Source organism: Gaiella sp. (assembly GCF_057140465.1).
In genome coordinates this window covers 1-25,677 of sequence record NZ_DBNHWK010000061.1, presented here as the reverse complement: position 1 = coordinate 25,677, position 25,677 = coordinate 1, and the positions used below count along the sequence as shown (strand labels likewise).

32 protein-coding genes and 1 pseudogene are annotated in these 25,677 nt (G+C 73.0%); 16 read left to right on the top strand and 17 right to left on the bottom strand.

The features are described 5' to 3' along the window. Positions 1 to 36 precede the first annotated feature (36 nt). The 4 genes from purB to purQ are packed head-to-tail and all read left to right on the top strand — an operon-like array spanning position 37 to position 3,152. Positions 37 to 1,356, top strand: a complete 1,320-nt coding sequence (gene purB / locus AC162C_RS08445) for an adenylosuccinate lyase (RefSeq protein ID WP_484097166.1) — start codon at positions 37 to 39, stop codon at positions 1,354 to 1,356. A 25-nt stretch (positions 1,357 to 1,381) separates the two neighbouring features. Then, complete coding sequence (locus AC162C_RS08440) at positions 1,382 to 2,206, top strand: phosphoribosylaminoimidazolesuccinocarboxamide synthase (RefSeq protein WP_484097165.1); 825 nt, start codon at positions 1,382 to 1,384, stop codon at positions 2,204 to 2,206. Next, positions 2,203 to 2,460 carry a phosphoribosylformylglycinamidine synthase subunit PurS gene (purS, locus tag AC162C_RS08435; protein ID WP_484097164.1) on the top strand — a complete coding sequence of 86 codons (258 nt, stop codon included), beginning with the start codon at positions 2,203 to 2,205 and terminating at the stop codon, positions 2,458 to 2,460. The genes AC162C_RS08440 and purS overlap by 4 nt, the downstream gene beginning before the upstream one ends. After that, complete coding sequence (gene purQ / locus AC162C_RS08430) at positions 2,457 to 3,152, top strand: phosphoribosylformylglycinamidine synthase subunit PurQ (RefSeq protein ID WP_484097163.1); 696 nt, start codon at positions 2,457 to 2,459, stop codon at positions 3,150 to 3,152. Before purS ends, purQ begins: the two co-directional genes overlap by 4 nt. Here purQ and AC162C_RS08425 read toward each other — a convergent pair. From AC162C_RS08425 to hypF, 7 genes are all read right to left on the bottom strand, one after another. Continuing rightward, on the bottom strand, positions 3,149 to 3,439 hold the full coding sequence (locus AC162C_RS08425) for a hypothetical protein (RefSeq protein WP_484097162.1): 291 nt from the start codon (positions 3,437 to 3,439) through the stop codon (positions 3,149 to 3,151). The genes purQ and AC162C_RS08425 overlap by 4 nt on opposite strands. A gap of 76 nt (positions 3,440 to 3,515) precedes the next feature. After that, positions 3,516 to 3,710 carry a hypothetical protein gene (locus AC162C_RS08420; RefSeq protein ID WP_484097161.1) on the bottom strand — a complete coding sequence of 65 codons (195 nt, stop codon included), beginning with the start codon at positions 3,708 to 3,710 and terminating at the stop codon, positions 3,516 to 3,518. 1 nt (position 3,711) lies between these two features. Beyond that, entirely contained in the window at positions 3,712 to 4,773 is a 1,062-nt protein-coding gene (hypE, locus tag AC162C_RS08415) for a hydrogenase expression/formation protein HypE (protein WP_484097160.1), read from the bottom strand. Continuing rightward, positions 4,766 to 5,893: a hydrogenase formation protein HypD gene (gene hypD, locus AC162C_RS08410; protein WP_484097159.1), complete on the bottom strand. Its 1,128-nt coding sequence runs from the start codon at positions 5,891 to 5,893 to the stop codon at positions 4,766 to 4,768. The genes hypE and hypD overlap by 8 nt, the downstream gene beginning before the upstream one ends. Next, positions 5,890 to 6,099, bottom strand: coding sequence for a HypC/HybG/HupF family hydrogenase formation chaperone (locus tag AC162C_RS08405; RefSeq protein WP_462973575.1), 210 nt, complete (start codon positions 6,097 to 6,099; stop codon positions 5,890 to 5,892). The genes hypD and AC162C_RS08405 overlap by 4 nt, the downstream gene beginning before the upstream one ends. Further along, a complete protein-coding gene (locus tag AC162C_RS08400) occupies positions 6,096 to 6,371 on the bottom strand; it encodes a HypC/HybG/HupF family hydrogenase formation chaperone (RefSeq protein ID WP_484097158.1) in 276 nt (91 codons plus the stop codon). The genes AC162C_RS08405 and AC162C_RS08400 overlap by 4 nt, the downstream gene beginning before the upstream one ends. After that, positions 6,362 to 8,533, bottom strand: coding sequence for a carbamoyltransferase HypF (gene hypF, locus AC162C_RS08395; protein ID WP_484097157.1), 2,172 nt, complete (start codon positions 8,531 to 8,533; stop codon positions 6,362 to 6,364). Before hypF ends, AC162C_RS08400 begins: the two co-directional genes overlap by 10 nt. A gap of 136 nt (positions 8,534 to 8,669) precedes the next feature. Here hypF and AC162C_RS08390 point away from each other — a divergent pair, with 136 nt between their 5' ends. From AC162C_RS08390 to AC162C_RS08350, 9 genes are all read left to right on the top strand, one after another. Beyond that, complete coding sequence (locus AC162C_RS08390; protein ID WP_484097156.1) at positions 8,670 to 9,824, top strand: 4Fe-4S dicluster domain-containing protein; 1,155 nt, start codon at positions 8,670 to 8,672, stop codon at positions 9,822 to 9,824. Next, positions 9,811 to 10,278: a Crp/Fnr family transcriptional regulator gene (locus tag AC162C_RS08385; protein WP_484097155.1), complete on the top strand. Its 468-nt coding sequence runs from the start codon at positions 9,811 to 9,813 to the stop codon at positions 10,276 to 10,278. Before AC162C_RS08390 ends, AC162C_RS08385 begins: the two co-directional genes overlap by 14 nt. Then, entirely contained in the window at positions 10,256 to 11,107 is an 852-nt protein-coding gene (locus AC162C_RS08380) for an FAD/NAD(P)-binding protein (protein WP_484097154.1), read from the top strand. The genes AC162C_RS08385 and AC162C_RS08380 overlap by 23 nt, the downstream gene beginning before the upstream one ends. Continuing rightward, positions 11,104 to 11,883, top strand: a complete 780-nt coding sequence (locus tag AC162C_RS08375; protein ID WP_484097153.1) for an NADH-quinone oxidoreductase subunit B family protein — start codon at positions 11,104 to 11,106, stop codon at positions 11,881 to 11,883. The genes AC162C_RS08380 and AC162C_RS08375 overlap by 4 nt, the downstream gene beginning before the upstream one ends. Further along, on the top strand, positions 11,870 to 13,174 hold the full coding sequence (locus AC162C_RS08370; protein WP_484097152.1) for a Ni/Fe hydrogenase subunit alpha: 1,305 nt from the start codon (positions 11,870 to 11,872) through the stop codon (positions 13,172 to 13,174). Before AC162C_RS08375 ends, AC162C_RS08370 begins: the two co-directional genes overlap by 14 nt. Further along, entirely contained in the window at positions 13,171 to 13,617 is a 447-nt protein-coding gene (locus tag AC162C_RS08365) for a hydrogenase maturation protease (RefSeq protein WP_484097151.1), read from the top strand. Before AC162C_RS08370 ends, AC162C_RS08365 begins: the two co-directional genes overlap by 4 nt. Then, entirely contained in the window at positions 13,617 to 13,901 is a 285-nt protein-coding gene (locus AC162C_RS08360) for a hydrogenase/urease maturation nickel metallochaperone HypA (protein WP_484097150.1), read from the top strand. Before AC162C_RS08365 ends, AC162C_RS08360 begins: the two co-directional genes overlap by 1 nt. A gap of 97 nt (positions 13,902 to 13,998) precedes the next feature. Further along, positions 13,999 to 14,973 carry a phosphotransferase family protein gene (locus tag AC162C_RS08355; RefSeq protein WP_484097149.1) on the top strand — a complete coding sequence of 325 codons (975 nt, stop codon included), beginning with the start codon at positions 13,999 to 14,001 and terminating at the stop codon, positions 14,971 to 14,973. After that, positions 14,961 to 15,209: a hypothetical protein gene (locus AC162C_RS08350; RefSeq protein WP_484097148.1), complete on the top strand. Its 249-nt coding sequence runs from the start codon at positions 14,961 to 14,963 to the stop codon at positions 15,207 to 15,209. The genes AC162C_RS08355 and AC162C_RS08350 overlap by 13 nt, the downstream gene beginning before the upstream one ends. Positions 15,210 to 15,397: 188 nt before the next feature. Here the strand turns inward: AC162C_RS08350 and AC162C_RS08345 are convergent, their stop codons facing one another. Together AC162C_RS08345 and AC162C_RS08340 are read right to left on the bottom strand one after the other, a co-directional pair. Continuing rightward, positions 15,398 to 16,690 carry a cation:proton antiporter gene (locus AC162C_RS08345; protein ID WP_484097147.1) on the bottom strand — a complete coding sequence of 431 codons (1,293 nt, stop codon included), beginning with the start codon at positions 16,688 to 16,690 and terminating at the stop codon, positions 15,398 to 15,400. Positions 16,691 to 16,789: 99 nt separating this feature from the next. Continuing rightward, positions 16,790 to 17,260 carry a sodium-independent anion transporter gene (locus tag AC162C_RS08340; protein WP_484097146.1) on the bottom strand — a complete coding sequence of 157 codons (471 nt, stop codon included), beginning with the start codon at positions 17,258 to 17,260 and terminating at the stop codon, positions 16,790 to 16,792. A gap of 151 nt (positions 17,261 to 17,411) precedes the next feature. Between AC162C_RS08340 and AC162C_RS08335 the strand changes: the two genes are divergently transcribed. Further along, complete coding sequence (locus AC162C_RS08335) at positions 17,412 to 17,792, top strand: DUF7144 family membrane protein (RefSeq protein WP_462973560.1); 381 nt, start codon at positions 17,412 to 17,414, stop codon at positions 17,790 to 17,792. Positions 17,793 to 17,916: 124 nt separating this feature from the next. Here the strand turns inward: AC162C_RS08335 and AC162C_RS08330 are convergent, their stop codons facing one another. From AC162C_RS08330 to AC162C_RS08315, 4 genes are all read right to left on the bottom strand, one after another. Next, a complete protein-coding gene (locus AC162C_RS08330; RefSeq protein WP_484097145.1) occupies positions 17,917 to 19,155 on the bottom strand; it encodes a CaiB/BaiF CoA transferase family protein in 1,239 nt (412 codons plus the stop codon). Positions 19,156 to 19,224: 69 nt separating this feature from the next. Continuing rightward, positions 19,225 to 19,518 (bottom strand): SHOCT domain-containing protein, encoded by a 294-nt coding sequence (locus tag AC162C_RS08325; RefSeq protein ID WP_484097144.1) that lies wholly within the window; start codon positions 19,516 to 19,518, stop codon positions 19,225 to 19,227. Continuing rightward, positions 19,518 to 19,964 (bottom strand): DUF6325 family protein, encoded by a 447-nt coding sequence (locus tag AC162C_RS08320; RefSeq protein WP_484097143.1) that lies wholly within the window; start codon positions 19,962 to 19,964, stop codon positions 19,518 to 19,520. Before AC162C_RS08320 ends, AC162C_RS08325 begins: the two co-directional genes overlap by 1 nt. 27 nt (positions 19,965 to 19,991) lie before the next feature. Continuing rightward, complete coding sequence (locus tag AC162C_RS08315; protein WP_484097142.1) at positions 19,992 to 20,384, bottom strand: SHOCT domain-containing protein; 393 nt, start codon at positions 20,382 to 20,384, stop codon at positions 19,992 to 19,994. Between the two features lie 137 nt (positions 20,385 to 20,521). Here AC162C_RS08315 and AC162C_RS08310 point away from each other — a divergent pair, with 137 nt between their 5' ends. After that, positions 20,522 to 22,198, top strand: coding sequence for an MFS transporter (locus AC162C_RS08310; protein WP_484097141.1), 1,677 nt, complete (start codon positions 20,522 to 20,524; stop codon positions 22,196 to 22,198). 90 nt (positions 22,199 to 22,288) lie between these two features. Here the strand turns inward: AC162C_RS08310 and AC162C_RS08305 are convergent, their stop codons facing one another. The 3 genes from AC162C_RS08305 to AC162C_RS08295 all read right to left on the bottom strand — a co-directional run bounded on the left by AC162C_RS08305 (position 22,289) and on the right by AC162C_RS08295 (position 24,502). Then, positions 22,289 to 22,609: a carboxymuconolactone decarboxylase gene (locus tag AC162C_RS08305; RefSeq protein WP_484097140.1), complete on the bottom strand. Its 321-nt coding sequence runs from the start codon at positions 22,607 to 22,609 to the stop codon at positions 22,289 to 22,291. Between the two features lie 151 nt (positions 22,610 to 22,760). Further along, positions 22,761 to 23,003, bottom strand: coding sequence for a hypothetical protein (locus AC162C_RS08300; RefSeq protein WP_462973553.1), 243 nt, complete (start codon positions 23,001 to 23,003; stop codon positions 22,761 to 22,763). Between the two features lie 86 nt (positions 23,004 to 23,089). Beyond that, positions 23,090 to 24,502: a DUF2252 domain-containing protein gene (locus AC162C_RS08295; RefSeq protein ID WP_484097139.1), complete on the bottom strand. Its 1,413-nt coding sequence runs from the start codon at positions 24,500 to 24,502 to the stop codon at positions 23,090 to 23,092. 133 nt (positions 24,503 to 24,635) lie between these two features. Between AC162C_RS08295 and AC162C_RS08290 the strand changes: the two genes are divergently transcribed. Then, positions 24,636 to 25,547 (top strand): polyphosphate kinase 2 family protein, encoded by a 912-nt coding sequence (locus AC162C_RS08290; RefSeq protein ID WP_484097138.1) that lies wholly within the window; start codon positions 24,636 to 24,638, stop codon positions 25,545 to 25,547. A 34-nt stretch (positions 25,548 to 25,581) separates the two neighbouring features. Here the strand turns inward: AC162C_RS08290 and AC162C_RS08285 are convergent. Then, a pseudogene (locus tag AC162C_RS08285) lies at positions 25,582 to 25,677 on the bottom strand (cupin); the annotation flags it as partial.

Here is a 25,677-nt window from a genome sequence, read left to right as displayed (position 1 = left end):
CGGCCGCTGCAGACCGTAAGACTACAATGCCGGGCGGTGATCGCTCGCTACACCCGACCGGAGATGGCCAGGATCTGGTCGGAGGAGGCGAAGCTCGAGCGATGGCTGCGCGTGGAGCTCGCCGCCCTCGACGGCTGGGCCGAGGTCGGTGTCGTCCCCGCGGAGGTCGTCGCCGCGATCCGTGCGGACGCGCGCGTGCCCACACCGGAGCGCGTCGCCGAGATCGAGCGCGAGACGAGCCACGACGTCGCCGCCTTCGTCGACGCCGTGCAGGAGGGGCTCGGGGCGGAAGGACGGTGGCTGCACTACGGGCTCACGTCGTCCGACGTCGTCGACACGGCGCTCTCGCTCGCGATCGGGGAAGCCGGAGAGCTGGTGCTGGCCGGGATCGAGCGGGCGCTCGGCGCCGTCGTCGCGCGGGCCGAGGAGCATCGACGGACGCTCTGCATGGGCCGAACGCACGGCGTGCACGCCGAGCCGACGACATTCGGGCTGAAGCTCGCGGTCTGGGCATTCGCGCTCGACCGCGACCGCCGGCGGCTCGCGCAGGCACTCGCCGGCATGCGCGTCGGGAAGCTCTCGGGCGCGGTCGGCCAGTACGCCGCCGTCGATCCCGCGGTCGAGCGGGTCGCCTGCGGGCGGCTCGGCCTCGAGCCGGCGCCCGTCTCCACCCAGATCCTGCAGCGCGACCGTCACGCCGAGGTGTTGACCGCCCTCGCTCTCCTCGCCTCGTCGCTCGACCGCTTCGCCACCGAGATCAGGCATCTCGCGCGAACCGAGGTACGTGAGGTCGAGGAGCCGTTCGGGCGCGGGCAGAAGGGATCGTCCGCGATGCCGCACAAGCGGAACCCGATCACCGCGGAGCGGATCTGCGGGCTCGCCCGCGTCGTGCGGGCGAACGCCCTCGTCGGCCTCGAGAACGTCGCCCTCTGGCACGAGCGGGACATCTCGCACTCGTCCGCGGAGCGCGTCGTCCTCCCGGACTCGTTCACCGCCGTCGACTACATGCTCGACCGGTTCGCCTGGCTCGTCGAGGGGCTCGTCGTGCGCGCCGAGCGGATGCGCGAGAACGTCGAGGCGAGCAACGCCGTGTACTTCAGCCAGCGGCTGCTGCTCGCGCTCGTCGAAGCGGGCGTCGCCCGCGACGACGCCTACCGGCTGGTGCAGCGGTCCGCCCTCCGGGCATGGGACGAGGGGGTCGACTTCCGGGAGCTCGTCCGGGCCGACGCCGGGGTGGCCGGGCAGGTCGACCTCGACGCGGTGTTCGACGCCGAGACGTACACGCGGCACGTCGACACGGTCTTCGAGCGCCTCCACGAGCTCGACGTGCGACGGAGGGTCGAGAGCCCTGCCTGACGCGGTGCACATCGCCTCCGGCAAGGTGCGGGAGATCTACGAGCTCGACGCGCGTCGACTTCGGCTCGTCGCCTCGGACCGGATCTCGACGTTCGACGTCGTGCTCGGCACGCCGATCCCGGACAAGGGGCGCGTGCTCACCGGGCTGTCGGCCTTCTGGTTCGCGCGCACGCGCCACATCACCCCGAACCACCTGCTGTCGCTCGAGCGCGACGGGCGGTCGATCGTCTGCCGCCGGCTGCGCATGCTCCCCGTCGAGATCGTCGTCCGCGGCTACCTCGCCGGCTCGGGGTGGAAGGACTACGTCACCACCGGGTCGGTCTGCGGCCATCGCCTTCCCGCGGGTCTCCGCGAGTCGGAGCAGCTGCCGGAGCCGATCGTCACGCCCGCGACGAAGGCGACGTCGGGCCACGACCTGAATATCACCGAGGCGGAGGCCGTCGACCTGTCGGGGGCCGACGCCTACGAGGCGGCGCGGGCCGCGGCGCTCGCCCTGTACGCGTTCGCGCGGGCCCACGCGGAGCCACGCGGGATCGTCGTCGCCGACACGAAGTTCGAGTTCGGGGTCGACGAGGACGGCGTCGTCACGCTCGGCGACGAGGCCCTGACCCCCGACTCGTCGCGCTTCTGGCCGGCCGACGGATACGCCCCGGGCGGGCCGCAGCCCTCGTTCGACAAGCAGTTCGTCCGGGACTGGTGCGAGCGGTCGGGGTGGGACAAGAGCGCACCCGGGCCCGAGCTCCCGGCGGACGTCGTCGCGGGGACGCGTGCCCGCTACGTCGAGGCGTTCGAGCGGCTCACTGACGTACGCTTCGAGGACTACGCCGACGACCCGGAGAGCGTCCTGTGAGAGCGATCGTGCTGATACGCCCGAAGACGGGGATCCTCGACCCCCAGGGCGAGGCGGTCGAGGACTCGCTGCGGAAGCTCGGCTTCCCCGTCGAGGGGGCACGCGTGGGGCGGCTCGTCGACCTCGACCTCGCGACGACCGACGAGGCCGAGGCGCGGGCGCTCGTGGAGCGCATGTGCGAGGAGCTGCTCGCCAACCCGCTGATCGAGAGCGTCGAGATCGAGGTCGCGGAGAGCAGCGGTGAACCGGCATGAGTGATCGCCCGCGCATCGCCGTCGTCACGTTCCCCGGCTCGAACGACGACGGGGACGCGGCGCTGGCGCTCGAGGCGCTCGGGGCCGAGGCGGTGCCCGTCTGGCACGCCGAGACGGCCCTGCCCGCCGCGGTCGGCGGCGTCGTGCTCCCTGGGGGGTTCTCCTACGGTGACTACCTCCGCTGCGGCGCGATCGCCCGCGTCGCTCCGGTGATGGACGCGGTGGGCGCCTTCGCGGCCGACGGCGGCCCCGTGCTCGGCATCTGCAACGGCTTCCAGATCCTCTGCGAGGCGCGGCTCCTTCCCGGGGTGCTCCGGCTCAACCGCCAGCTGGAGTTCGTCTGCCGCGACGTCACCGTCGTCGTCGATCGTGCCGATACGGCCTTCACGCAGGAGCTCGCGGCCGGCGACGAGCTCGTGATCCCGATCAAGCACGGCGAGGGGAACTGGTTCGCCGACGACGATCTGTACGCGGCGGTCGAGGAGCGCCACCAGGTCGTCTTCCGCTATGCGGAGGACGTCAACGGTGCCCGCGGCCGGGTCGCCGGCGTCGTCAACGAGGCGGGCAACGTGATGGGCCTCATGCCGCACCCCGAGCACGCCGTCGACCCGCTGCTGGGCCCGACGGGCGGGATGCCGATCCTGCAGGGTCTCGTCACGGCGGCGCGCGAGCGCCTCGCGGTCGGCGTCTAGCCGTCGTCATCCCCGACCGGCCGCCCTGACGGCCCGAGGAGGACGTCGCGAAGCGCGGGCGTCCGCGCGAGCGCCGCGTGGAGGCGCTCGACGTCGCGTGCGCGCAGCGTGACGGGGCCGCGGCGTGCCGTTCCTCCCGTGGTGTACGCGAAGCGGACGAGGCGCTCGCCGCGCTCCGTCTCGAGCAGCTGCACGAGGGACGAGAACCGCCGTCCACCGGCACGTTGGGCGACCGCGAGCTCCTCGATCGCGGTCGCCTTGCCCCACGGAGTGGACACGCTGCGCACGGATCGACCGTATCCCGTGTCGCGTGACGAGACCGCGCCGGATCGGTGTCGTCTTCGCGGCGACCGCGCGCCGTCGTCACCCCCTGCGGCAGGGCGGGAAGGGCTCGCCGACCGTGGGCAGCCGCTCGTCGTGTCGCCGGTGCTCCTCGAGGAGCCCGGCGGTCGCCGTCTTCCGTCCCGCGAGGACGGCCGCCCCGAGCCGGTCGCGGAGCGGCCCGGGGAAGCCGAGCTCGGCGCGGGGGAGCCCGGTCTCCCCGTCGGCGGTGCCCACGTCAGCAGATGCGGGGCAACGGGTCTCCGACCATCAGGTCGACGATCCGCTCGCCGCCGAGTGCGGTGTCGAGCAGCACGAACGGTCGGTCGTCGCCGTCCTCGACGGTGCCGATCGCCACCGCGTCGGCCCCGACGGCGTGGGCGCGGAGGGCCGCGAGCGCGCGCTCCTCCGCCTCCGGCGCGACCACCGCGACGAGCTTGCCCTCGTTCGCGACGTACAGGGGGTCGATGCCGAGGATCTCGCACGCGGCTGCCACCGTCGGGCGCACCGGCAGCGTCGCCTCGGCGATCCGCACCGTGAGCCCGCACGACCCGACGAGCTCGTTCAGCGCCGTTGCGAGCCCGCCGCGCGTCGGATCGCGCATCCAGCGCAGCGCTGGGCCGAGCGGCAGCAGCGAGGCGACGAGCTCGTGCAGGGGGGCGGTGTCGCTCGCGAGATCGGCCTCGAGCGCGAGCTCCCCGCGCGCCACCATCACGGCGACCCCGTGGTCGGCGAGTGTCCCGGACAGGAGCACGCGGTCGCCCGGGCGCACGGCCTCCGGCACGAGCTCCAGGTCGTGCTCGAGCACGCCGACGCCCGCGGTCGTCACGTACATCCCGTCTGCCTTCCCGTGCTCGACGACCTTCGTGTCGCCTGCGGCGACCACGACGCCGGCGGCCCGGGCGGCGGTCGCCATCGACCGCACGAGCCGCTCGAGCTCCGCGATCGGGAACCCCTCCTCGAGCACGAAGCCCGCCGCCAGCCAGAGGGGCCTGGCCCCGGCGACGGCGAGGTCGTTCACCGTCCCGTTGACGGCGAGCTCGCCGATGTCGCCGCCGGGAAAGGACAGCGGGCGCACGACGTAGGCGTCGGTCGTGAGCGCGAGGCGCCCATGGGCCCGCGCGAGCACGGCGCTGTCGCCCAGCGGCTCGAGCGCCTCGTTCAGGAGCTCGGCGGCGAACAGCGCCTCGACGAGGTCGCGCGTCGCCTTGCCGCCGGCACCGTGGGACAGCGTCACGAGCTCGTCTCGGACGACGGCGCGTCGGCGACCGCCGACGTCGTGCCTCGGACGGCTACGCACGGGCCGGCAGCTCCGCGCGTGCGTGGCGCGCGCGTCCGTAGGCGTAGTAGGCGGCGCACGCCCCCTCGCTCGAGACCATGCACGTGCCGAGCGGCCGCTCCGGAGTGCAGGCCGTGCCGAACACGCCGCACTCCCACGGCTTGAGCTGACCCGTCAGCACCTCGCCGCAGCGGCATGCCCGCGGATCCTCGATCCGGGCCCCCGGAAGGGCGAACAGCGTCTCCGCGTCCCAAGCGACGAAGGGCGTGCGCAGGCGGAGCGCGCTCCGGGGCAGCGTGCCGAGGCCGCGCCACTCGAAGTCCTCGCGCTCCTCCATCGTCTCCGCGATCGCCTCCAGCGCACGCGGGTTCCCCTGCGGCAGCACCACGCGCGTGTACTGGTTCTCGACCTCGCATCGGCCCTCGCTCCGCTGACGCAGGAGCATCGCGATCGCCTGGAGGAGGTCGACCGGCTCGAAGGCGGAGACGACGATCGGTCGGCCGAACTGCTGCGGGATGAAGCGGTAGCGGTCGCTGCCGATCACGCTCGACACGTGCCCGGGCCCGATGAACGCGTCCACCCGAAGTCCCGGCGTCTCGAGGATCGCCCGCAGCGGCGGCTCGATCAGCACGTGGTTGCAGAAGACCGAGAAGTTCGGCACCCCGAGGTCGCGGGCGCGACGCAGGGTGACGGCCGTCGCGGGCGCCGTCGTCTCGAAGCCGATCGCGAAGAAGCAGACGTGGCGATCGGGCTCGCGCCGGGCGAGCGCGAGCGCGTCGAGCGGCGAGTACACCATGCGCACGTCGGCTCCGCGCGCCTTCGCCTCGAGCAGCGTGCCGCGCCCGCCGGGGACGCGCATCATGTCGCCGAACGTGGCGAGCGTGACACCCTCGTGCTCGGCGATCGCGATCGCGTCGTCGACGCGCCCCATCGGGATCACGCAGACGGGGCAGCCGGGGCCGTGCACGAGCTCGACCTCCGGGGGCAGGAGGTCCTCGAGCCCGTGGCGGTAGATCGTGTGGGTGGGCCCGCCGCAGACCTCCATGATCCGCACGGTCCCGCGGCCGGCCGCGAGACCGTGGATCTCGGCCGAGAGGGCGCGGGCGAGCGCGGGGTCGCGGTAATCGTCGACGAACCTCATCGTGCGGGACGCTCCACCCGGGCGAGCGCGATCCCGGCATGGCAGAGGAGCAGGTCGCCGGGAGCGGCATCGGGGACGAGGTCGACCGCGACACGGTCACGGAGGCCGCCGACGTCCACGACCGCCTCGCCGTCGCGCAGTGCGAGCACGCGGGCGGTCACCGCCTCGTCGGCGCAGGTGGGGCAGTCGGCGCGGTCGGGTGTCATGCGACCGTTCCCTCCCGGAGCTGCCGCAGCTCCTCGTCGAGGTCGGCCGCCCGGAGCAGGAGCGCGAGCGTCTCGCGTGCGTCGGCCTCGTCGATGCGCGCCAGGGCGAACCCGACGTGGACGAGCACCCAGTCCCCCTCTGCGATCGGCGCGTCGGGCGTGTCGACCAGGGCGACGCTGACCTCCCGCCGCACGCCCGAGACGTCGACCCGCGCCAGGCCGCCGGCGCGGTCGACCACCTCCAGGACGCACGCGGGGATCCCTAGGCACATGCGGACATCCTCCCGGCGGCGACCGCCGCCTGTCCAATGCTCACGCCGCCGTCGTTGGGCGGCACGCGCCGGTGCGACAGCACGCGGAAGCCGGCCCCCTCGAGGCGCCGTGTCAGCGATCCGAGCAGGCGCACGTTCTGCAGGCAGCCGCCCGTGAGCACGACGGTGCGTGGGCCGTCGGCCTGAACGCACGCCCGGGTGAAGGCCTCGGAGAGGCCCTCGTGGAACGCCGCTGCGACCTCCGCGCGGTCGCGGCCCGCGGCGAGGTCGTCGTGGGCGGCGGCCACGAGCTCGGGGCCGGCGATCACCCCGCCGTCGACCCGGCACGGGTAGGCGGCGGCCGCGACCGGGCCGGCCAGGTGCTCGAGCTCGATCGCCGCCTGGCCCTCGTAGCTCACGCGGTCGCGGAGGCCGAGCACGGCGGCGGCCGCGTCGAAGAGGCGTCCCGCGCCGGACGAGAGCGGCGCGTTGACGCGGAGGCTCTCACGGACGGCGTCCCACGCGGGCCACGGCACCGGTCGCCCGGCACGCTCGAGGACGACGGCGGCGACGCGCCAGGGCTCGCGGATCGCGGCCTCGCCGCCGGGCAGCGGCACCTGCTCGAGGTGCGCGACCCGCTCGAACGCCGTGAGGTCGCAGCGCAGCAGCTCGCCGCCCCAGAGCGTCCCGTCCGTCCCGAGTCCCGTTCCGTCCAGCACGACGGCGAGCGCCTCGGTCGTCAGCCCGTGCTCGGCGAGGCAGGCCGCGGCGTGTGCGTGGTGGTGCTGCACCTCGACCAGCTCGAGCCCCTGCTCGTGCGCCCAGCGGGTCGACAGGTAGTCGGGATGGAGGTCGCAGGCGACGGCCGCCGGCTCGACGCCGAGCATCTCCAGGTAGAGCTCGAGGTCGTCACGGAACGCCCGATGGGCCGCGGCGGTGACGAGGTCGCCGAGGTGCGGCGAGAGGAACGCGTCCGCTCCGCGGACGACGCAGAACGTGCTCTTGAGCTCGGCGCCGACGGCGACGAGCGGGCGCGGGGCGGCGACCGGGAGCGGCAGCCGCACCGGCGTCTCGCCCCGTGAGCGGCGCAGCGGGAGCCCGGCCCGGACGACGGAGTCCTCGCACCGCCGATGGATCACGCGATCGTGTCCGAGCACGACGTCGGCGACGTCGGCGAGCCGCCGCCGTGCGTCGCCGTCGTCGATCGCGATCGGCTCGTCCGTGAGGTTCCCGCTCGTCATCACGAGCGGGACGGCGACGTCGTGGCAGAGCAGGTGGTGGAGCGGCGTGTACGGGAGCACGAGCCCGAGCCAGGGCGATCCGGGGGCGACCGCGTCGGCGACGGGTGCGCCGGCACGGCGACGCACGAGGACGATCGGTCGCACCGGCGAGGCGAGCAGCTCGGCCTCGTCCGGCGTCAGCTCGGCGAGCGCCGCCGGATCGGTGGTCATCACGGCGAACGGCTTCTCCTCGCGCCGCTTGCGCGCGCGCAGGCGGGCGACGACGTCCTCGTCGTCGGCCCGGCACGCGAGGTGGTATCCGCCGAGGCCCTTGACGGCGACGACGAGCCCGTCGGTGAGGGCCCCGACGGCCTCGTCGAGCGGCATCGCCAGCCGTGGGCCGCACGCGGGGCACGCGATCGGCTCGGCGTGGAAGCGGCGGTCGGCCGGGTCCTCGTACTCCCGACGGCAGTCGGGGCAGAGCGTGAACCGTGCCATCGTCGTGCGCGGACGGTCGTAGGGCACCGAGACGACGATCGTGAAGCGGGGACCGCAGTTCGTGCAGTTGACGAACGGGTAGCGGTAGCGGCGGTCGGCCGGGTCGAACAGCTCGCGCAGGCAGTCGTCGCACGTCGCGATGTCGGGCGGCACGAGCGCCGTCCGGCCGGACGCGTCGCTCTCGCGGATCGTGAAGCCGGTGCCGCCCGCGGGCGCGAGGCGCTCCCAGGTCGTCGCCTCGATGCGGGCGAGCGGCGGTGCGTGCGTGCGCAGCGCCGCGGCGAAGGCGTCGAGCGACCGCTCGTCGCCCTCGACCTCGACGACGACGCCGTCGCCGTCGTTGAGCACGAAGCCGGACAGGCCGGCGCCGGTCGCCAGACGGTGGACGAAGGGCCGGAACCCGACCCCCTGGACGACACCGCGCACGTGGCCGCGGCGCCGTCCGGCCTGCACGGTCCCGGCCATACGAACAGCCTGCCGCCGTGGCCGCGACGTCGCAACGGTGAGCCGCGCGGATCCCCTGCGGGAAACCCGTAGTGCACCGGCGCCGCGTTCCCGATGACGCGACGGCGGATCTGCGCGAGGCTGGGAACGACCACCGTTGACCGAGGCCCAGCACCCCGACGCCGCACCGCTCGTGATCGAGCCGGACGGGCTCCAAGCGCTCGTCGCGGTGCTCGGCGAGCGCGGCTACCGCGTCGTCGGCCCGACGGTCCGCGACGGCGCGATCGTGCTCGACGAGCTCCGATCGGCCGCCGAGCTGCCCTGGGGGTCGACCGCGACGCAGGACGCCGCGCACTACCGTCTCGAGCCGCGCGCCGACGGGGCGGCCTTCGGATGGGCCGTCGGGCCCCACTCGTGGAAGAGCGAGCTGCTCCCGGCCCGCGTCCGCCTCTGGCGCGCGCGGCGCGGCGCGTCGGGTGTCCCGGTCGTGGAGGAGGAGCCGGCGCCCGAACGCCCGCTCGCGCTCCTCGGCGTGCGTCCCTGCGACCTCCACGCGATCGCGATCCAGGACCGGGTGCTCCGTGACGGCGCATACGCCGATCGGGACTACGCGGCCCGACGCGAGCGGGCGTTCACCGTCGTCGTCAACTGCGGCGTCCCGGGAGGGACGTGCTTCTGCTCGTCGATGGGGACCGGCCCACGCGCCCACGGCGGGTACGACCTCGGGCTGACCGAGCTCCTGGACGGGGGGCACCGCTTCCTCGTCGAGGCCGGCAGCGAGGAGGGGGCACAGGTGGCGGCACGGCTGCCCACCCGGCGCGCCGCGCCCCCCGACACCGAGGCCGCCGCGGCGGTGACGGCTGCGGCGGCGGAGAGCATGGGGCGGACGGTCGAGGCGGCCGACCTCCCGTCGCTCCTCGCGCGGAACCTCGAGCACCCACGGTTCGACGACGTCGCCGCCCGCTGCCTCACCTGCGCGAACTGCACCCTCGCGTGCCCCACCTGCTTCTGCACGGCCGTCGAGGACGTCAACGACCTCGTCGACGGCTCCGCCGAGCGCTGGCGGAGCTGGGACTCGTGCTTCTCGATCGACTACTCCACCATCCACGGCGGCGGCGTGCGGCGCAGCCCACGCGCCCGCTACCGCCAGTGGCTCACGCACAAGTTCGGCACGTGGGTCGAGCAGTTCGGCACCTCGGGCTGCGTCGGCTGCGGGCGGTGCATCACGTGGTGCCCTGTCGGCATCGACGTCACCGAGGAGCTGGCGGCGATCCGCGCGACGGACGGGGAGGTGACGCATGCACACGCTTGACGAGCTCCTGACCGAGAGCCCGGTGTTCGCCGGGCTGTCCCCGGCACAGCTCGCCCTCATCGCAGGGTGCGGGCACAACGTCACGTACGAGGCGGGCGACGTGATCTTCCGCGAGGGCGACCCCGCGGCGACGTTCTACCTGCTCCGCCGTGGTCGGGTGATGCTGTCGACGCACCTCCCGGGTCGCGGTGACGTGGCGATCGAGTCGATCGAGTCGGGCGACGTCCTCGGCTGGTCGTGGCTGCACGAGCCGTACCGCTGGCACTTCGACGCCGTGGCGACGGAGGACTGCGGAGCGATCGTCTTCGACGGCGCGTGCCTGCGGCGGAAGTGCGTCGAGGACCACGAGCTCGGCTACCTCCTCCTCGGCCGCTTCGCGCAGGTCATGATCGACCGCCTCCAGCACACGCGGCGCCGGCTGCTCGACATCTATGGCAGCGGCCACCGCAGCTGATCCCGCCGCCCGCGGCGCGATGACCCCGGTGCCGTACCGGGTCGCCTCCCGCACGGCCGAGACGCACGACACGACGACGCTCGAGCTCGAGCCGCTCGACGAGCACGTCCCGCTCGCGCCCGGGCAGTTCGCGATGCTCTACGCGTTCGGCGTCGGGGAGGTCCCGATCTCGACGAGCGGCGACCCGTCGCGCCCGGGGCCGCTCACGCACACGATCCGGGACGTCGGCGCCGTGACCGGCGCGCTCGCCGCGAGCGCGCACGGCGACGTGATCGGGGTGCGCGGGCCGTTCGGCCGCCCGTGGCCGCTCGCCGAGGCGGAGGGCGGCGACCTCGTCGTGGTCGCGGGCGGCATCGGGCTCGCCCCGCTCCGGCCGGTCGTCTACCACGCGCTCGCCCGGCGCGATGCCTTCGGCGCCGTGTGCCTCCTCGTGGGTGCCCGGACGCCGGAGGAGCTGCTCTTCCTCCGGGAGCTCGAGCAGTGGCGCAGCCGCTTCGACCTCGAGGTCGACGTGACGGTCGACGCCGCCCGTGGAGGCTGGCGCGGGCGCGTCGGCGTCGTCACGAAGCTCGTGCCCGGGGCCCCGTTCGACCCGGAGCGCGCGACGGCCCTCGTGGTGGGACCCGAGGTGATGATGTCCTTCTCGGCGCGGGCGCTGCGGGACCGCGGGCTGCCCGACGACCGGATCTACGTCTCGCTCGAGCGGAACATGCGCTGCGGGATCGGGCTCTGCGGCCACTGCCAGCTCGGCCCGGCCCTCGTCTGCCGCGACGGCCCGGTGTTCCGCTACGACGAGGTCGAGCGGCTGCTGAAGGTGCGCGAGCTATGACGAAGACGACGCCGAAGCTCGCCGTCTGGAAGTTCGCGTCGTGCGACGGCTGCCAGCTGTCGCTGCTCGACTGCGAGGACGAGCTCCTCGCGATCGCGGACGGGATCGAGATCGCCTACTTCCCCGAGGCGACGAGCGCCGTCGTCGAGGGCCCGTACGACGTGTCGCTCGTCGAGGGGTCGGTGACGACGGCGCACGACGTCGAGCGCATCGCCGCGATCCGCGCGCAGTCGGCCCTGCTCGTCACGATCGGGGCGTGTGCGACGTCCGGGGGCATCCAGGCCCTGCGCAACTTCGCGGACGTGCGCGACTGGATCCCCCTCGTCTACGCCAGCCCCGAGCTGGTCTCGACGCTCGACACCTCGACGCCGATCGCCGAGCACGTCGACGTCGACCTCGAGCTGCGGGGGTGCCCCGTCTCGAAGCAGCAGCTCGTGGAGACGATCGCGGCCCTGCTCCACGGCCGGCGTCCGCGGCTTCCCTCGACGAGCGTGTGCGTCGAGTGCAAGGCGCGCGGCGTCCCGTGCGTGATGGTCGCGAGGGGGACGCCGTGCCTCGGGCCGGTCACGCAGGCCGGGTGCGGCGCGATCTGCCCGGCGTACGACCGGGGCTGCTACGGGTGCTTCGGGCCGATGGAGTCGCCGAACCTCGCCGCGCTCGCCGGGCAGTGGCGCAGGCTCGGCGTCGACGACGACGCCCTCGTCCGGGCGCTCCGCACCTTCAACGCCGACGCCGAGCCCTTCCGGGAGGCGAGCCTCGCCCATGAGCGATCCTGAGCACGGGACACGGGAGATCCGCACCGACTACCTCGCCCGCGTCGAGGGCGAGGGCGCGATGCTGATCCGCCTGCGCGAGGGCGAGCTGGAGGAGGTGCAGTTCAGGATCTTCGAGCCGCCGCGCTTCTTCGAGGCGCTCCTCCGCGGGCGGCAGTACACCGAGGCGCCCGACATCACCGCACGGATCTGCGGCATCTGCCCGATCGCCTACATCGCGAGCGCCTGCAACGCGATGGAGGCCGTCTGCGGGGTCGATCCCCCCGACGAGGTGCGCGCGCTCCGGCGGCTCGTGTACTGCGGCGAGTGGATCGAGAGCCACGTCCTGCACACGGCGATGCTCCACGCCCCCGACTTCCTCGGCTACGACGGGGCGGTCGAGCTCGCGCGCGACCGGCGCGACCTCGTCGAGCTCGCGCTGCGGCTGAAGAAGGCGGGGAACGAGCTGATGCGCGTGATCGGCGGCCGTGAGGTGCACCCCGTCAACCTGCGGGTGGGCGGCTTCTACCGGGCGCCGAGCAGGGGGGAGCTGGAGGCGCTCGTCCCCGAGCTCGAGTGGGCGCGCGAGGCGGCGGTCGAGCTGACACGCTGGGTCGCCGGGTTCGACTTCCCCGACTTCGAGCAGGACTACGTCTTCGTCGGGCTGCGCCAGCCGGGCGAGTACGCGATCGAGCGTGGGCGCATCGTCGCGAGCACGGGGCTCGACATCGACGTCGCGGAGTACGAGCGGCACTTCACCGAGACCCACGTCGAGCGCTCGAATGCGCTCCACTCCACGCTCGACGGCGTCGGCCCGTACCTCGTCGGCCCGCTCGCCCGCTACGCGCTGTCCGGTGAGCACCTGTCGCCGCTCGCGAAGGGCGTGGCCGCCGAGGTCGGCCTCGAGCAGGTCTGCCGCAACCCGTTCCGCTCGATCGTCGTCCGTGCGGTCGAGACCGTGTACGCGGCGGACGAGGCGCTGCGCCTGATCGCCCGCTACGGGCCGCCCGACCCTCCGGCGGTCGAGGTGCCGCCGCGGGCGGGGACGGGGCACGGCTGCACCGAGGCGCCGCGCGGAATCTGCTGGCACCGGTACGAGATCGACGACGCCGGCGCGATCCTCGACGCGAAGATCGTGCCGCCGACGGCGCAGAACCAGAAGACGATCGAGGAGGACCTCGTCGGCGTCGTGCGGCAGTCGCTCGGCCTCCCCGACGACGAGCTCGCGCACCGCTGTGAGCAGACGATCCGCAACTACGACCCGTGCATCTCCTGCGCGACCCACTTCCTGAAGCTCGAGATCGAGCGGGCGTGAGCGCGGCGGTCACGTGCCTCGGACATCCCGACCGCGGCGACGACGCGGTCGGGCCGATCGTCGCCGCCCGCCTCCGCGCCGCGGGCGTGAGCGTCATCGACTGCCGCGAGGAGCCGACGCGCCTGCTCGACCGGATCGGGGAGCTCGACCTGCTCGTCGTCGTCGACGCCGTCCGCTCCGGCGGCGAGCCCGGCGGGCTCCTTCGCCTCGAGATCGACGACGGCGGACCGTTGCCCCCCGATCTCGCGCTCGCCTCCACGCACGCGTTCGGGATCACCGAGACGCTCGAGCTCGCACGCGCGCTCGACCGCAGGCCGCGGCGCGTCGTCGTGCACGGCGTCGAGGGCGCCCGGTTCGCGCTCGGAGACGGCCTCAGCCCGGCCGTGGCCGCCGCGCTCGACGGGCTCACGGCGAACGTCCTCGCGGAGCTGCGAGGGGCCTGATGCACGAGAAGGCCCTCGTCGACGACCTGCTGGCGAAGGTCCTCGCCGTCGCGGAGGCGGAGGGCGGAGGCCGCGTGGTGCGGATCCGCGTCTGGCTGGGGGCGCTCTCCCACTTCACGCCCGCGCACTTCCGGGAGCACTTCGCCGACGCGTCCCGCGGGACGCCCGCCGAGGGCGCAGACGTGGAGGCGACACTCGCCGACGACCTCGGTGACCCGCGCGCGAGCGGCGTCGTCCTGGAGAGCGTCGTCGTCGCCCCCGCCGATGTAGCGCCGCCCGCCTGAGCAGCCGGCCGGGCCGGCGCTCCGCCGCCACGGCGGGGTCGCCCCGTCCCCCCCGCAGACGGCGTCGGGCCGTCCGGGTGCCCACTAGTGTCCGGGCGTGGACTTCGAGCTCACGACGGCGTCGGTGAGCGCCTGGCTGCAGGAGCACGGGCTCGTCCCGCACGGGGCGTCGGTCGAGGCGGAGGAGCTCCCGGGCGGCGTGTCGGCGACCGTCGTCGCGGTGCGCGGCCCCGGGGTCGGCGTCGTCGTCAAGCAGGCGCTGCCGCGACTCCGCGTCGCGGACGAGTGGCTCGCGAAGCCCGAGCGTGCGGAGACGGAGGCGGAGGCGATGCGGCTGTGCGGCGAGCTCACCCCCGGCGTCGTGCCGCGGGTGCTCGCCGTCGATCCGGCGCACCACGTGCTCGCGATGGAGCTCGTCGAGGGCGCCGCCAACTGGCAGGCAGAGGTCGGTGAGGGACGGCCACACCCGGAGGTGGGCGCGTGGGCCGGCAGCGTGCTCGGCCGCTGGCACGCGGTGACGGCCGCCGACGCGACCGTGCCGGGACGCTTCCCGGACGTCGAGGCGTTCGAGCAGCTCCGCCTGCGCCCGTTCCACGAGACGGTGATGGAGCGGCAGCCGGCGCTCGCCCCGGCCGTCGCCCCGTACCTCGCGGAGCTGCGGCGGGCGCCGCGCTGCCTCGTGCACGGGGACTACGCGATGAAGAACATCCTCGTCGGCGACGGCGTCCCCGTCGTCCTCGACTTCGAGGTCGCGCACGCCGGCAATCCCGTCTTCGACGTCGCGTTCTTCCTCTCGTTCCCCGTGCTCTCTGCGATCCGCTGGCCGGGGGTGGCGGACGCGATGCAGGCGCTGGCCGACGGCTTCCTCGCCGCGTACGAGGCGGAGGCGGGCGCCGGCTTCGCCGGGGAGGCGGCCTCGGTCACGGGTCACACGGCGTGCCTCGTTCTCTCGCGCACCGACGGCAAGAGCCCCGCCCTGTTCTTCGATCCGCCGTCCCGGGAGCGGGCCCGTGCAGTCGGTGCGCACCTGCTCGCCCACCCCGACCGCGGCCTGTGGTCGTGGCGACCGTGATCGAGTACGTCCTCGGGTTCGAGACGCGCGACTCGCGCGCGACGTGCACGACGCCGATGGCCTACGAGCTCGAGGGGCTCTCGTGCGGCTACGACGCGCTCGCCCCCGTGCTCCCCGACGTCTACCAGTCGCCGTACGCGTTCACGGGCACGATCCACTCCGTGACGATCGACGTCGGCGGCGACCTGATCGAGGACGACGAGGCGACGCTCAAGATGATCATGGCGCAGCAGTAGCGGCGGCAGAGGAGGCCACTCCGCCCGGCGCCGGGACCGAGGCGCTCCTGCGCCGACCCTGCGGCGCCGTCGACGAGCCGTGGCCGTGCGTGAGCGTGCGGCCGGTGCCGTCGGGCAGAGGGCCCGGGCGGTCTCGCCGACGGCGGCGCCGACCGGCGCGTATCGCCCGTGGGCGGCGGGGCGTGGCGCTAGCGGCTGTCCGGGTCGCCGCCGACGAGGCTGCGGGCGCGCCACCGCTGCGACGGCACCTCCGCGCCCTCCATCGGCAGGCGCAGGTAGTCGGGATGCGCCTGCCACCAGCGGACGTAGTGCCGGGTCAGCGGCCCGGCCGAGATCCCGTGGGCGAAGATCGAGAGCAGGATCGTCAGGGAGGCCGTCGCGAGGATCGTGTCGATCCCCGCGAGGTCGGCCTCCTCGACGAGGAGGAACGCGAAGACGAGCGACGCGAGGCCGCGCGGCCCGAACCAGGCGAGGAAGCCGACGCTCTGGCGCTGCGCGCCCGACCCGATGAGGGAGATCGTGACCGGGAGCATGCGGATCACGGTCAGGCTGAGAACCGCATAGAGGGCGATCTCCCAGGTGACGTTCGCGAGCTGGGGGCCGAGGAGCACCGCGCCGAAGACGAGCAGCGTGAGCCCGGTGAGGAGCCCGCCCGCCTCCTCGAGGAACATCGTCACCTCGCGCTCCCGTGGGCACACCGTGCCGAAGACGAGCCCGCCCACGAAGGCGGCGATGAACCCGCTGCCCTCGAGGGGGAGGGCGATCCCGTACGCGAGCGCGGCGGAGCCCAGGGAGACCGCCTGCAGCCAGGTCGGTGCGATCAGGGAGTAGGTGCGGCCGATGCGGACGAGGTACGCGCCGGCGAGCCCGGCGATGCAGCCGGCGACGACGCCGAACCCGATCTCCTCGACGAGCAGCGTCGCGGCGCCCGCGCTCGAGATCACTCCCTCCTCCGTCGCCGCGATCGCGATCGCGATCGCGACGAGGGGCACGCAGAGCCCGTCGTTGAGCCCGCTCTCCACGTTCAGGCCCTGGCGCACGCGCGACGGCAGCCGAGGGTCGGTGACGACGGCGGCGCCGAGCGCGGCGTCGGTCGGCGCGAGCACGACCGCGAGCACGAGCGCCTCGGCATTGGTCAGTCCCGGCACGAGCCCGATCGCGGCCACCACGCCGATGCCGATCGTCAGCGGGAGGCCGATCGCGAGCAGGCGCAGGGGAGCCGCGTACTCGCGGCGCAGCACCTTCAGATCGATGCGCGACGCATCCGAGAACAGGACGAGCGCGAGCGTGACCTCGGCGAGGAGCCGGACGTCCGCCCCCGTCGTGCTCAGCCCGATCCAGCCGAGCCCGTCCGTCCCGAGGACGAAGCCCGCGGTCACGAAGAACATCGCGGCGGAGACGTTCCAGGCCGTGAGCTGTGCCGACGCGGCCGCGTAGACGAGCACGACGAGCGCGCCGAGCGCGAGCGCCCACGTGCTCATCGAGTCGCCCTCGCGACGTGTTCGTCGCGGCTCGAGGGATCGGTGGGCGGGGCGGTCATGTGGAGCTCGTGTGCCTGCAGGACAGGGACATCTTCGCCTTCACGGAGCACGGTGGAGGAAGGAGGCGACGCCGGCGCGCACCGTCGGGAACACGTTCGCGGGGCCGATCAGCTCGTCCAGCCCCGACCGGTGGAGGATGTCGCGCAGCGGTCCGCGTGGACGGGCCAGCATCAGCGTCACGCCGAGGTCGCCGAGCTTCCCGTGGAGCCGCTCGATCATCGCCATCCCGGTCGTGTCGATGTGCGAGATCGCCGCTGCGTCGACGAGGACCGCACGGGGGGGTGGCTCCGCCTCGCGGACGAGGCGGAGGGCCTCGCGCTCGAAGAGCGAGGCGTTGGCGAAGAAGATCTCCTGGTCGAAGCGGTAGATGACGGGCCGGGAACCGTCTCCAGCCCCGGCTCCCGTGCGATGTCGCGGTACTGGACGTCCTCGTCCCGCCCGGTCTCGGTGGGAACGCGTCCGAGCACCGCCGTGTTCGGGCGGAAGCTGCGGTCGCGCGCCCGGGGCCATCGCAGCCCGACCCTAGTCGATCGACTGCACGGGCGTCCGTGTGCGCCGCCGGCGGGCACGCCTGCGGTGCGACCGCCGATGCTCCGGTGGGCAGGTCGGTCCGGCACCCGGAGTAGGGTCAGATGGTCGCGCCCCCGACCAGAGGAGGACCATGTCGACGTCACGTACCGGATGGCTGATGTTCGCGACCGTCACGCTCTTCGCGGTCAGCTTCCTGCGGCTGATCTCGGGGATCAGCTACCTGTCGGACTCGAACAAGGTGAACGATCTCACCGGCGGGCTGTTCGGGGACAGCCTCGCGTGGTGGGGCGTCTTCGACCTGGCGATCTGCGCGCTCGCCTTCGCCGCGGCCGTCTCGCTCGCGAGCAACAACGCCTTCGGTCGTATCTTCGGGTACGTCTGGGCCGTCTTCGCGATCGTGAACAGCTTCCTCATCATCGGCATCGCGCCGTGGTTCGCGGCCGCGACGCTCGCGCTCGCGATGCTCGTCGTCTACGCGCTGTCGGTCACCGCCGACGAAGGCGGCGTCTAGCGAGCCTCGTGCTCGACCGTGTGGGGGCGGCGGCAGCCGCCCCCACACCGTCGCGACGTCGGGCCCGAGCGGGCGGGACGGAGCCGGGGCACGGCGCGTCCGCGCCCGTGTCGCCGCCGCCGTCTCAGTCGGCCGCGGTCGGCCCCGCCGTCACGCCGTCCGCGTGGAGGCGCTCGATCTCCTCCGGGGGGTAGCCGAGCTCGCCGAGCACCTCGGCGCTGTGCTCGCCGAGCAGCGGCGCATGGCGCCGGAGCGACGGCGACGACCCGGACCAGCGGCTCGGGACCTCCATCATCCGGATCGTGCCCTCCGTCGGGTGCTCGACGACGCGGAAGAAGCCGGTCGCCTCCAGGTGGGGGTCGTGCAGCAGCGACTCGAGCGAGTTGATCGGCATCGCCGGGACGTCCGCGGCGTCGAGGATCTCGAGCCACTCCCCGGTCGTGCGCGTGGCGATCTGACCGGCGAGCCAGGCGTACACCTCGGCGGTGTGCTGCGAACGGCTCTCGAGGGTCGCGAACACCGGACGCTCCCGGGGCAGGTCGGCGTGCCCCACCGCCTCGAGGAAGCTCCGCCACTGCCGGTCGTTGTAGACGAGGATCGCGAGGTACCCGTCCTTCGTGCGCATCGGGTTGCGATCGGGCGCGAGCAGCCGCGGGTAGCCCATCGGCGCCGTCGCCGGCAGCCACGTCTCACCGCCGAGGTGGTCGCTGAGGACGAACTCCGTCAGCGCCTCGAACATCGTCACGTCGACCTGCTGGCCCGCGCCCGTGCGCTCCCGGTGGAGGAGCGCGGCGAGCACGGCATTGACCGCGTTGAGTCCGGTCACGCGGTCGCACATCGTCGAGGGCACGTACCGCGGCCGGTCGCCGGACGTCTCGCCGAGGATCCACGGCAGCGCGATCATCCCCTGGATGATGTCGTCGTACGCCGCCCGCTCGCCGTACGGCCCGTCGGTCCGGAACCCGTGGGCCCCGACGTACACGATCGCGGGGTTCATGACCCGGACGTCCTCGTACGAGAGGCCGAGCCGCGCCATCGCCTGCGGCCGGAGGTTGTGGACGAGGACGTCCGCCCGCTCGACGAGTCGGAGCAGTGCGGCGTGCCCGTCGGGGTGCTTGAGGTCGAGCACGAGCGACCGCTTGTTGCGGTTCAGCTGCATGAAGATGTGCCCCATGCCCGCGTGCCGCCAGGGGGCGGCGTAGCGCATGTTGTCGCCGGCGTGGGACTCGACCTTGACCACGTCCGCCCCGTAGTCGCCGAGGATCTGCGTCGCGTACGGCCCGAGGACCACCGACGTCAGGTCGACGACGCGGATACCGGCCAGCGGGCCGGTGGCCGGTGTCGTGGGGTCGAGGCGCGTCATGACGCCATTCTCGTCGTTCCGCCGCCTCGGTGCCCGGCACCCGGAAGGGTGCCGGGCACGCCCCTGCGGTCAGATCCCGAGGATCTGCTTCTTCTTCGCCTCGAACTCCTCGTCGGTGAGGATGCCCTGCGCCTTCAGCTGCGCGAGCTTCTCGAGCTCCGCCGCGTAGTCGGGCTCGGCCGCGGCCGGTTCGACGCCCTGGTCGACCGCTGCCGCCTGCTGCTGCACGTGCTGGGCGTCCTGCGCGGCGTACTTCGCCTGCTGTTTTCGGGCCACCCGCCCCGAGACGGCCGTCGCCGTGCCGGCGACGACGGCGGTCCTGGCCGCCATGCCGACGACGCCGGGCCCTCTGCGTCCGAACATCACGCACCACCTTCCTCGGCGGCCGCGAGCACGTACTCGCGCGCGGCCTGCACGACGTCGTGGGGCAGCCGGTCGAAGTCGAGGAGCACGCCGCCGGCGTCCCGCATCGCCTGCGCCGCCTTCCGGGCCCAGACGTTCTCCCAGATCAGGAGGCAGGCCGACGAGTTCGGCTCGAGCTCCTCGCCCGCCGCCATGATGTCGTCCTCGTTGAACAGGCCCTCGACCTCGATGCCGAGCGTGTCGAGCGCCCCCTGCACGTCGGGGGCGAGCTCCGTCAGCTCGAAGGCGAGGATGTTGCCGTCCGCGTCCTTGCCGACGAACGCCGCGTCGATGATGCGAATCGTGCCCGCATCGACGAGGTCGGCGAGTGCCGGGGCGATCTCGCCGCGGAACTGATTCCCCGGGAACGCGATGATCGCGTAGTCGACGGGTCCGATCTCTTCCATTGACTCCCCTTTCGGCCCCGGTCGCCGCTAGCTGCCGAGCGCCTTGGCCTTGATCTGGTCGAACTCCCCCTGCGTGATCGCGCCGGAGTCGAGCAGCGCCTTCGCCCTCTCGATCTCGCCGGCCGCGCCGCCGCTCACCGAGCGGATGTAGTCGTCCGTGGCGGCCTTCTGCGCCTGCACCGACTGGATGTTGCGGTCGGCCATCCCGTCGTGGTTCACGAGCAGGTAGACGAGGACGCCGAGGAACGGCAGGACGATCACGAAGATCACCCACAGGACCTTCGAGAACCCCGACGTGTCCTTGCGGCGGAAGAGGTCGGCGAACACCGTGATCAACAGCCAGAACCAGATCACCCAGGCGAAGATCACGAGCATCGTCCAGATGATGTCGAGGAACGGATAGTCGGCTCCGAAGAACATTCGGTCTCCTTTCGTCGGGCACGTGCGTCGCGCGCAATCCCCGCGACGAGACTGACCATATCGCGAGCGCTGCCGAGGGCCCCGCGCCACCCGTGCGTTTCGCGGTGCGACTCGCACTTGAGTAGTGTCAGTCGCCGGTGGAAGACCGCGCCGACACCGGCCGTGGCAAGGCCCCGTCCGTAGCGGACGCCGGGACGGCGGTGCTCGGCCTGCTCGCGCTGACGCAGTTCCTGATGACGGTCGACTCGACGGTGATGAACGTCTCGATCGGCGCGCTCGTCGAGGACCTCGACACGACGGTGACCGCGATCCAGGGCGTGATCACGGCGTACACGCTCGTGATGGCCGCCAGCATGATCACCGGTGCGAAGGTCGGCGACCTCCTGGGGCGCCGACGTGCGCTGCGCGTCGGGCTCGTCGTCTACGCCTGCGGGTCCGCCGTCACCGCGATCTCACCGAACGTGATCGTCCTGCTCCTCGGGTGGTCGGTGCTCGAGGGCCTCGGCGCGGCGCTGATCATGCCGACCGTCGTCGCGCTCATCGCCGGGAACTTCGTCGGACGGCGGCGCGCCGTCGCCTACGGCGTGCTCGCCGCGGCCGCGGCGGTCGCCGTCGCCGCCGGGCCGATCATCGGCGGGTTCGTCACGGCGTACTTCAGCTGGCGCTGGGTGTTCGCGGCCGAGGTGCTGATCGCGGGCGCGATCCTCGTCGGGTCGCGTGCGATCAACGACGCGCCCGCCGGCGATCGTCCCAGGATCGACGTCGTCGGCGCGGTGCTGTCCGCCGCAGGACTCGGCATGCTCGTCTACGCCGTCCTCCAGTCGAGCAGTTGGGGCTGGGTGAAGCCTCTCGTACCGGACGGGGAGGACGCGACCCCGCAGCTCGCGGGCGTCTCGCTCGTGGCATGGCTCGCGCTCGGCGGCCTCTTCGTCTTGTGGCTCTTCCTCGCCTGGCAGCGGCACCTCGCCTCGAGTGGCGGCGAACCGCTCGTCGACCCGTCGCTCTGGCAGTACCGGGAGATGACCGGAGGGCTCTCGGTGCTGCTCATGCAGTACCTCGTGATGATGGGCGTCTTCTTCACGATGCCCCTGTTCCTCTCGCTCGTCCTCGGCCTCGACGCGTTCCAGACGGGCCTGCGCATGCTGCCCCTCTCGCTCGCGCTCGTCGTCGCTGCACCGGCCGTTCCCAAGTTCTTCCCTCGGGCCGGCCCGCGGCGGGTGGTGCAGGTGGGGCTGTTCCTCATGCTCGCGGCGACGCTGCTCCTCGCGGCCGGGTTCGAGACCGGGGCCGGGGCGTCGGTGACGACCGTCCCCTTCATCCTGCTCGGGCTGGGCATGGGCGCGCTCGCCTCGCAGCTCGGGAACGTGATCGTGTCCTCGGTACCCGCTGAGCGGAGCGGAGAAGCCGGGGGGCTGCAGTACACGGCGCAGAACCTCGGCTCGTCGCTGGGGACGGCGCTCGTCGGCGCGATCGTGATCGGCGCCCTCTCGACGCTCTTCCTCCAGGGCATCGAACAGGCCGACCAAGTCGGGCCGGCGGTCAAGCAGCAGGCTGCGATCGAGCTCAGCGGCGGGGTGGAGTTCGTCTCCGTCGCCCAGGTCGAGGAGGCGTTGGCGACCACCGAGCTCTCCAGCGCCGAGCAGGAGGCGATCCTGGACTCCTACGAGAGCGCGCAGCTCGGCGCGCTGAGCATCGGGATGGTCGGGCTGAGTCTGATCGTCCTGCTCACGCTGTTCCTGACCAGTCGGCTCCCGAACGTCCCGCTCGCCGCGGAGACGGAGGAGGACGACGGGCCCGACGTGGCCACCGTGTAGACGCAGGCCGCTCGCGGCCCGGGATCGGAACGACGGCGGGCCCCGGAGGCTCGCCGTGCACGGGCGAGCCCCAGGGGCCGGCCGTTTGGACTACTCCGCGTCCTCGAGCGCGAGCTCTGCGACGTCGAGCGCGAAGCCGAGCGCCTCCACGATCGCGCCCGTGGCCTTGACGACGCGCGCCGTGCCGACGATCGGTGCGACCGCGGCGAGCACGCCCTGCACGTCCTCGAGGTCGAGGCCCGTGTCGGCTGCGGCGCCGAGGTTGAGGAGATACGACGCCGGCGGGGCATCGGAGGCGACGAGCGCGGCGAGACGGACGAGCATCAGCTCGTCGCCGCCGAGGCTCGACGCCTCGATCGAGTCCGCGGTCATCGCCGCGAGCAGGTCGAGGACGGGGGTCTCGTCAGCCATGTGTCCCTCTAGTGGTCGGGGTGGCGCCCGGGGCCCGACCCCGGGCGCCTGCTCTCCTCATTCGACCACGGGCGGGTGGCCGCTCGTCGCAGTGACGCAGCGTCGTTGCCCGGCCGTCACCGGATCGACACACGCGATCGCCGCCGACGCACTACTCGCCGCGCAGGGCGTCCCCCATGTCGGCGAGCGCGGTCATCATCTGGGCGACGGCGATCGGCAGCGTCGCGAGGAACACGGAGACGGGGATGCCGATCAGGAAGACGGCGAGGCCCTTGAGGAATCCGTCGACTTCGAAGGCGGCGATCACGGTGCCGACGATCGCCGAGATGATCGCCAGCGCGCCGATCACCCTGAGCAGGAGCGCCCACGTGCGGAGCGTGCCGTAGAACGTCATGAGTCGAGTCCTCCCGTTGTCGGTGTCCGTGCCACCCTAAACGGGGTGCCCGGCCGATGCATCGAGCGGGACGGTCCCCGCACCGGCTAGCGCTCGTGCTCGAGGGCGAGACGGCCCGCGTCGATCGCGGCGACGAAGGCGTCGTAGTCGCGACGGTTCTGCTCCGCGTAGCGCTCCGCGAACGCCGCCAGCCCCTCGTCGAACACGGGGCCCGATCCGAGGTACCCGGCGATCGCGATCGGGTCCCCCGTCCGGGCATGCGCGCGTGCGAGCGTCCAGCCGCACAGTCGTGCGTAGAAGAGGAGGCGGTCGAGATCGGCGTCCTCGACGTCCGCCGAGCCCTTCATGTCGTGGAGTTGCCGGACGTAGTAGTCGCGGGCCGTCCCGCCGCCGTGCATCCAGCCGAGGAAGATGTCGCTCGCCGCCTGCATCAGCCGCTGGCCCTCGACGACGCGCTGTCCCGGCTCGGCGTATGTGCTCGTGGGCAGGAACTCCTCGAGCACCGACGGGCCGGCCTCCTTGAGCTGCAGGAAGAGGGGGTCGTCCTCGTCACGGCCCTCGAGGAGGAGGATCCCGCAGCGCGTGCCGACGCTGCCGACGCCGACGACCTTGAGCGCGATGTCCACGGGCTGGAAGCGGTCGAGGAGGAGGCGCCGCGCGTCGGGCAGCGATGCCCGGTAGCGGTCGAAGCTCTGTCGGAGCTGCTCCTCGAGGTCTCCGGCGCGGTGGTCGGAGGGTAGATCGCGCATCGGGATGAGGAGTGGTGGGTCGCTCTTGATCCGGTAGCGGCCGTCGACCTTCTCGGCCAGCTTCGAGAGCGCCTGCAGGCTGTCCTTCGACCTCGTCCGGCGCACGAAGCGGTCGCTCGACCGCCGCTGCTCCTTCGTCATCCTCGGCCGCGCGGCATCGAGCAGCTCCTCGATCGGGAGGCTCGCGTACCAGACGTCGAGCGTCCGCCTGCCGGCGAAGTCGGCCATCGCCTCCCGGTAGTGGCCGACGGCCGCGGCCGTGAGCCGGCGACCGGTCGCGTCGTCGAACCCCCGGTGCTGCGAGGCGATCGTGAAGCTCGTGGCGAGCCGCTTGACGTCCCATTCCCACGGCCCGGGCAGGGTCTCGTCGAAGTCGTTGAGGTCGAACACGAGGTGCCGCTCGGGCGACCCGTAGACGCCGAAGTTCGCGAGGTGCGCGTCGCCGCAGAGCTGGACGGCGAGGCCGCTGACGGGCGTCGGAGCGAGGTCGGCCGCCATGAACTGCGCCGCCCCGCGGAAGAAGGCGAACGGCGACTCGGCCATCCGGCCGTGCCGGACCGGGACGAGCCAGGCGAGGCGGTCCTCGTCCTGGCGCTCGATCAGCGCGACCGGGTCGAAGCGGTCGGGAGCGGGCGCCCAGTCGGCGTGGCTCGACCGCGGGACGGCCTTGCGCAGCGCCTTCCCGTGCGCTCGCCGTTCGGCCGGCGAGGGCCGGCCCGCGCTCGTCGACGTGTCCCGGGAGGTCGTCATGTCACGGTGCCCGTCTTCGCATCCTGCATGCGCCGCCGCCGCTCGGCCAGCTCGAACCGCACGTGTCGGCGTACCCGCCGGCGCAGAGCCAGGGAGCGTGTCGGTCACTGGCCGACGGCGGTAGGCTCCTTTCGTGAAGCGACTGAGCACGAAGGACGCTGCCGTCCTCAGCCGCCGCTACCTCGTCGAGCCCGGCACCGACGCTCGTCTGGCCGACCGCGACACGGGCGACACGTTCGGCCTCGCGAAGCCGCCGGACGCGAAGAGGCTGCTGCGCGAGACGACCGAGGTGCTCGCCGAGTACCAGCGGCGGCTCGCCGCCCAGGACGCGGACTCCCTGCTCGTCGTCCTCCAGGCGATGGACGCCGCGGGGAAGGACGGCGCGATCGCGCACGTGATGTCCGGCGTCAACCCGCAGGGCGTGCGCGTCACGAGCTTCAAGGCCCCGGCCGGCGTCGAGCTCGACCACGACTACCTCTGGCGCCACGTGCTGGCCCTTCCGGAGCGGGGAATGATCGGGATCTTCAACCGCTCGTACTACGAGGAGGTGCTCGTCGTCCGGGTGCACCCGGAGATCCTCGACGGGCGCACGCTGCCGGCGCGGCTCAAGGACGCGGGCATCTGGGAGCGACGTTTCCGCGAGATCAGCGACTTCGAGCGCTACCTCGTCGACAACGGCCACCACCTCGTGAAGATCTTCCTCCACGTCTCGAAGGACGAGCAGCGGAAGCGGTTCCTCGATCGCATCGAGGAGCCCGACAAGAACTGGAAGTTCCAGGCGGCAGACGTCCGTGAGCGCGCGTTCTGGGACGACTACATGCGCGCCTACGAGGACGCGATCACCCGCACGAGCACGACGTGGGCGCCGTGGCACGTCGTCCCCTCCGACCACAAGTGGTTCGCGCGGATCGCCGTCGCCGGCATCATCGGAGACAAGCTGCGCGAGATCGACCCGCGCTACCCGACCGTCACCGCCGAGCAGAAGGCGGCGCTCAGGGCCGCGGAAGCGGAGCTACGGGCCGAGGACCGGGAGGGGTCCGGGTGAGCCGCGTTCACCCGAGCGTCACGACGCAGGTCGCTCAGCGCTTGAGCTCGACCTCGACGAAGGTGAACTCGTAGTCGTTGGCGTTGACGACGTCGTGCTCGACACCCGCTCCCCGGAAGTACGGCGCGCC

Excerpts from the sequence above, each read along its gene's own strand:
- AC162C_RS08325 (WP_484097144.1), bottom strand. The coding sequence starts at position 19,518 with ATGTTCGGACGCAGAGGGCCCGGCGTCGTCGGCATGGCGGCCAGGACC.
- hypD (WP_484097159.1), bottom strand. The coding sequence starts at position 5,893 with ATGAGGTTCGTCGACGATTACCGCGACCCCGCGCTCGCCCGCGCCCTC.
- AC162C_RS08320 (WP_484097143.1), bottom strand. The coding sequence starts at position 19,964 with ATGGAAGAGATCGGACCCGTCGACTACGCGATCATCGCGTTCCCGGGG.
- AC162C_RS08340 (WP_484097146.1), bottom strand. The coding sequence starts at position 17,260 with ATGGCCCCGGGCGCGCGACCGCAGCTTCCGCCCGAACACGGCGGTGCT.
- AC162C_RS08370 (WP_484097152.1), top strand. The coding sequence starts at position 11,870 with ATGAGCGATCCTGAGCACGGGACACGGGAGATCCGCACCGACTACCTC.
- AC162C_RS08315 (WP_484097142.1), bottom strand. The coding sequence starts at position 20,384 with ATGTTCTTCGGAGCCGACTATCCGTTCCTCGACATCATCTGGACGATG.
- purQ (WP_484097163.1), top strand. The coding sequence starts at position 2,457 with ATGAGTGATCGCCCGCGCATCGCCGTCGTCACGTTCCCCGGCTCGAAC.
- hypF (WP_484097157.1), bottom strand. The coding sequence starts at position 8,533 with ATGGCCGGGACCGTGCAGGCCGGACGGCGCCGCGGCCACGTGCGCGGT.
- AC162C_RS08300 (WP_462973553.1), bottom strand. The coding sequence starts at position 23,003 with ATGACGTTCTACGGCACGCTCCGCACGTGGGCGCTCCTGCTCAGGGTG.
- AC162C_RS08335 (WP_462973560.1), top strand. The coding sequence starts at position 17,412 with ATGTCGACGTCACGTACCGGATGGCTGATGTTCGCGACCGTCACGCTC.
- AC162C_RS08305 (WP_484097140.1), bottom strand. The coding sequence starts at position 22,609 with ATGGCTGACGAGACCCCCGTCCTCGACCTGCTCGCGGCGATGACCGCG.
- AC162C_RS08345 (WP_484097147.1), bottom strand. The coding sequence starts at position 16,690 with ATGAGCACGTGGGCGCTCGCGCTCGGCGCGCTCGTCGTGCTCGTCTAC.
- AC162C_RS08360 (WP_484097150.1), top strand. The coding sequence starts at position 13,617 with ATGCACGAGAAGGCCCTCGTCGACGACCTGCTGGCGAAGGTCCTCGCC.
- AC162C_RS08330 (WP_484097145.1), bottom strand. The coding sequence starts at position 19,155 with ATGACGCGCCTCGACCCCACGACACCGGCCACCGGCCCGCTGGCCGGT.
- AC162C_RS08375 (WP_484097153.1), top strand. The coding sequence starts at position 11,104 with ATGACGAAGACGACGCCGAAGCTCGCCGTCTGGAAGTTCGCGTCGTGC.
- AC162C_RS08405 (WP_462973575.1), bottom strand. The coding sequence starts at position 6,099 with ATGACACCCGACCGCGCCGACTGCCCCACCTGCGCCGACGAGGCGGTG.
- AC162C_RS08295 (WP_484097139.1), bottom strand. The coding sequence starts at position 24,502 with ATGACGACCTCCCGGGACACGTCGACGAGCGCGGGCCGGCCCTCGCCG.
- AC162C_RS08400 (WP_484097158.1), bottom strand. The coding sequence starts at position 6,371 with ATGTGCCTAGGGATCCCCGCGTGCGTCCTGGAGGTGGTCGACCGCGCC.
- AC162C_RS08380 (WP_484097154.1), top strand. The coding sequence starts at position 10,256 with ATGGCAGCGGCCACCGCAGCTGATCCCGCCGCCCGCGGCGCGATGACC.
- AC162C_RS08385 (WP_484097155.1), top strand. The coding sequence starts at position 9,811 with ATGCACACGCTTGACGAGCTCCTGACCGAGAGCCCGGTGTTCGCCGGG.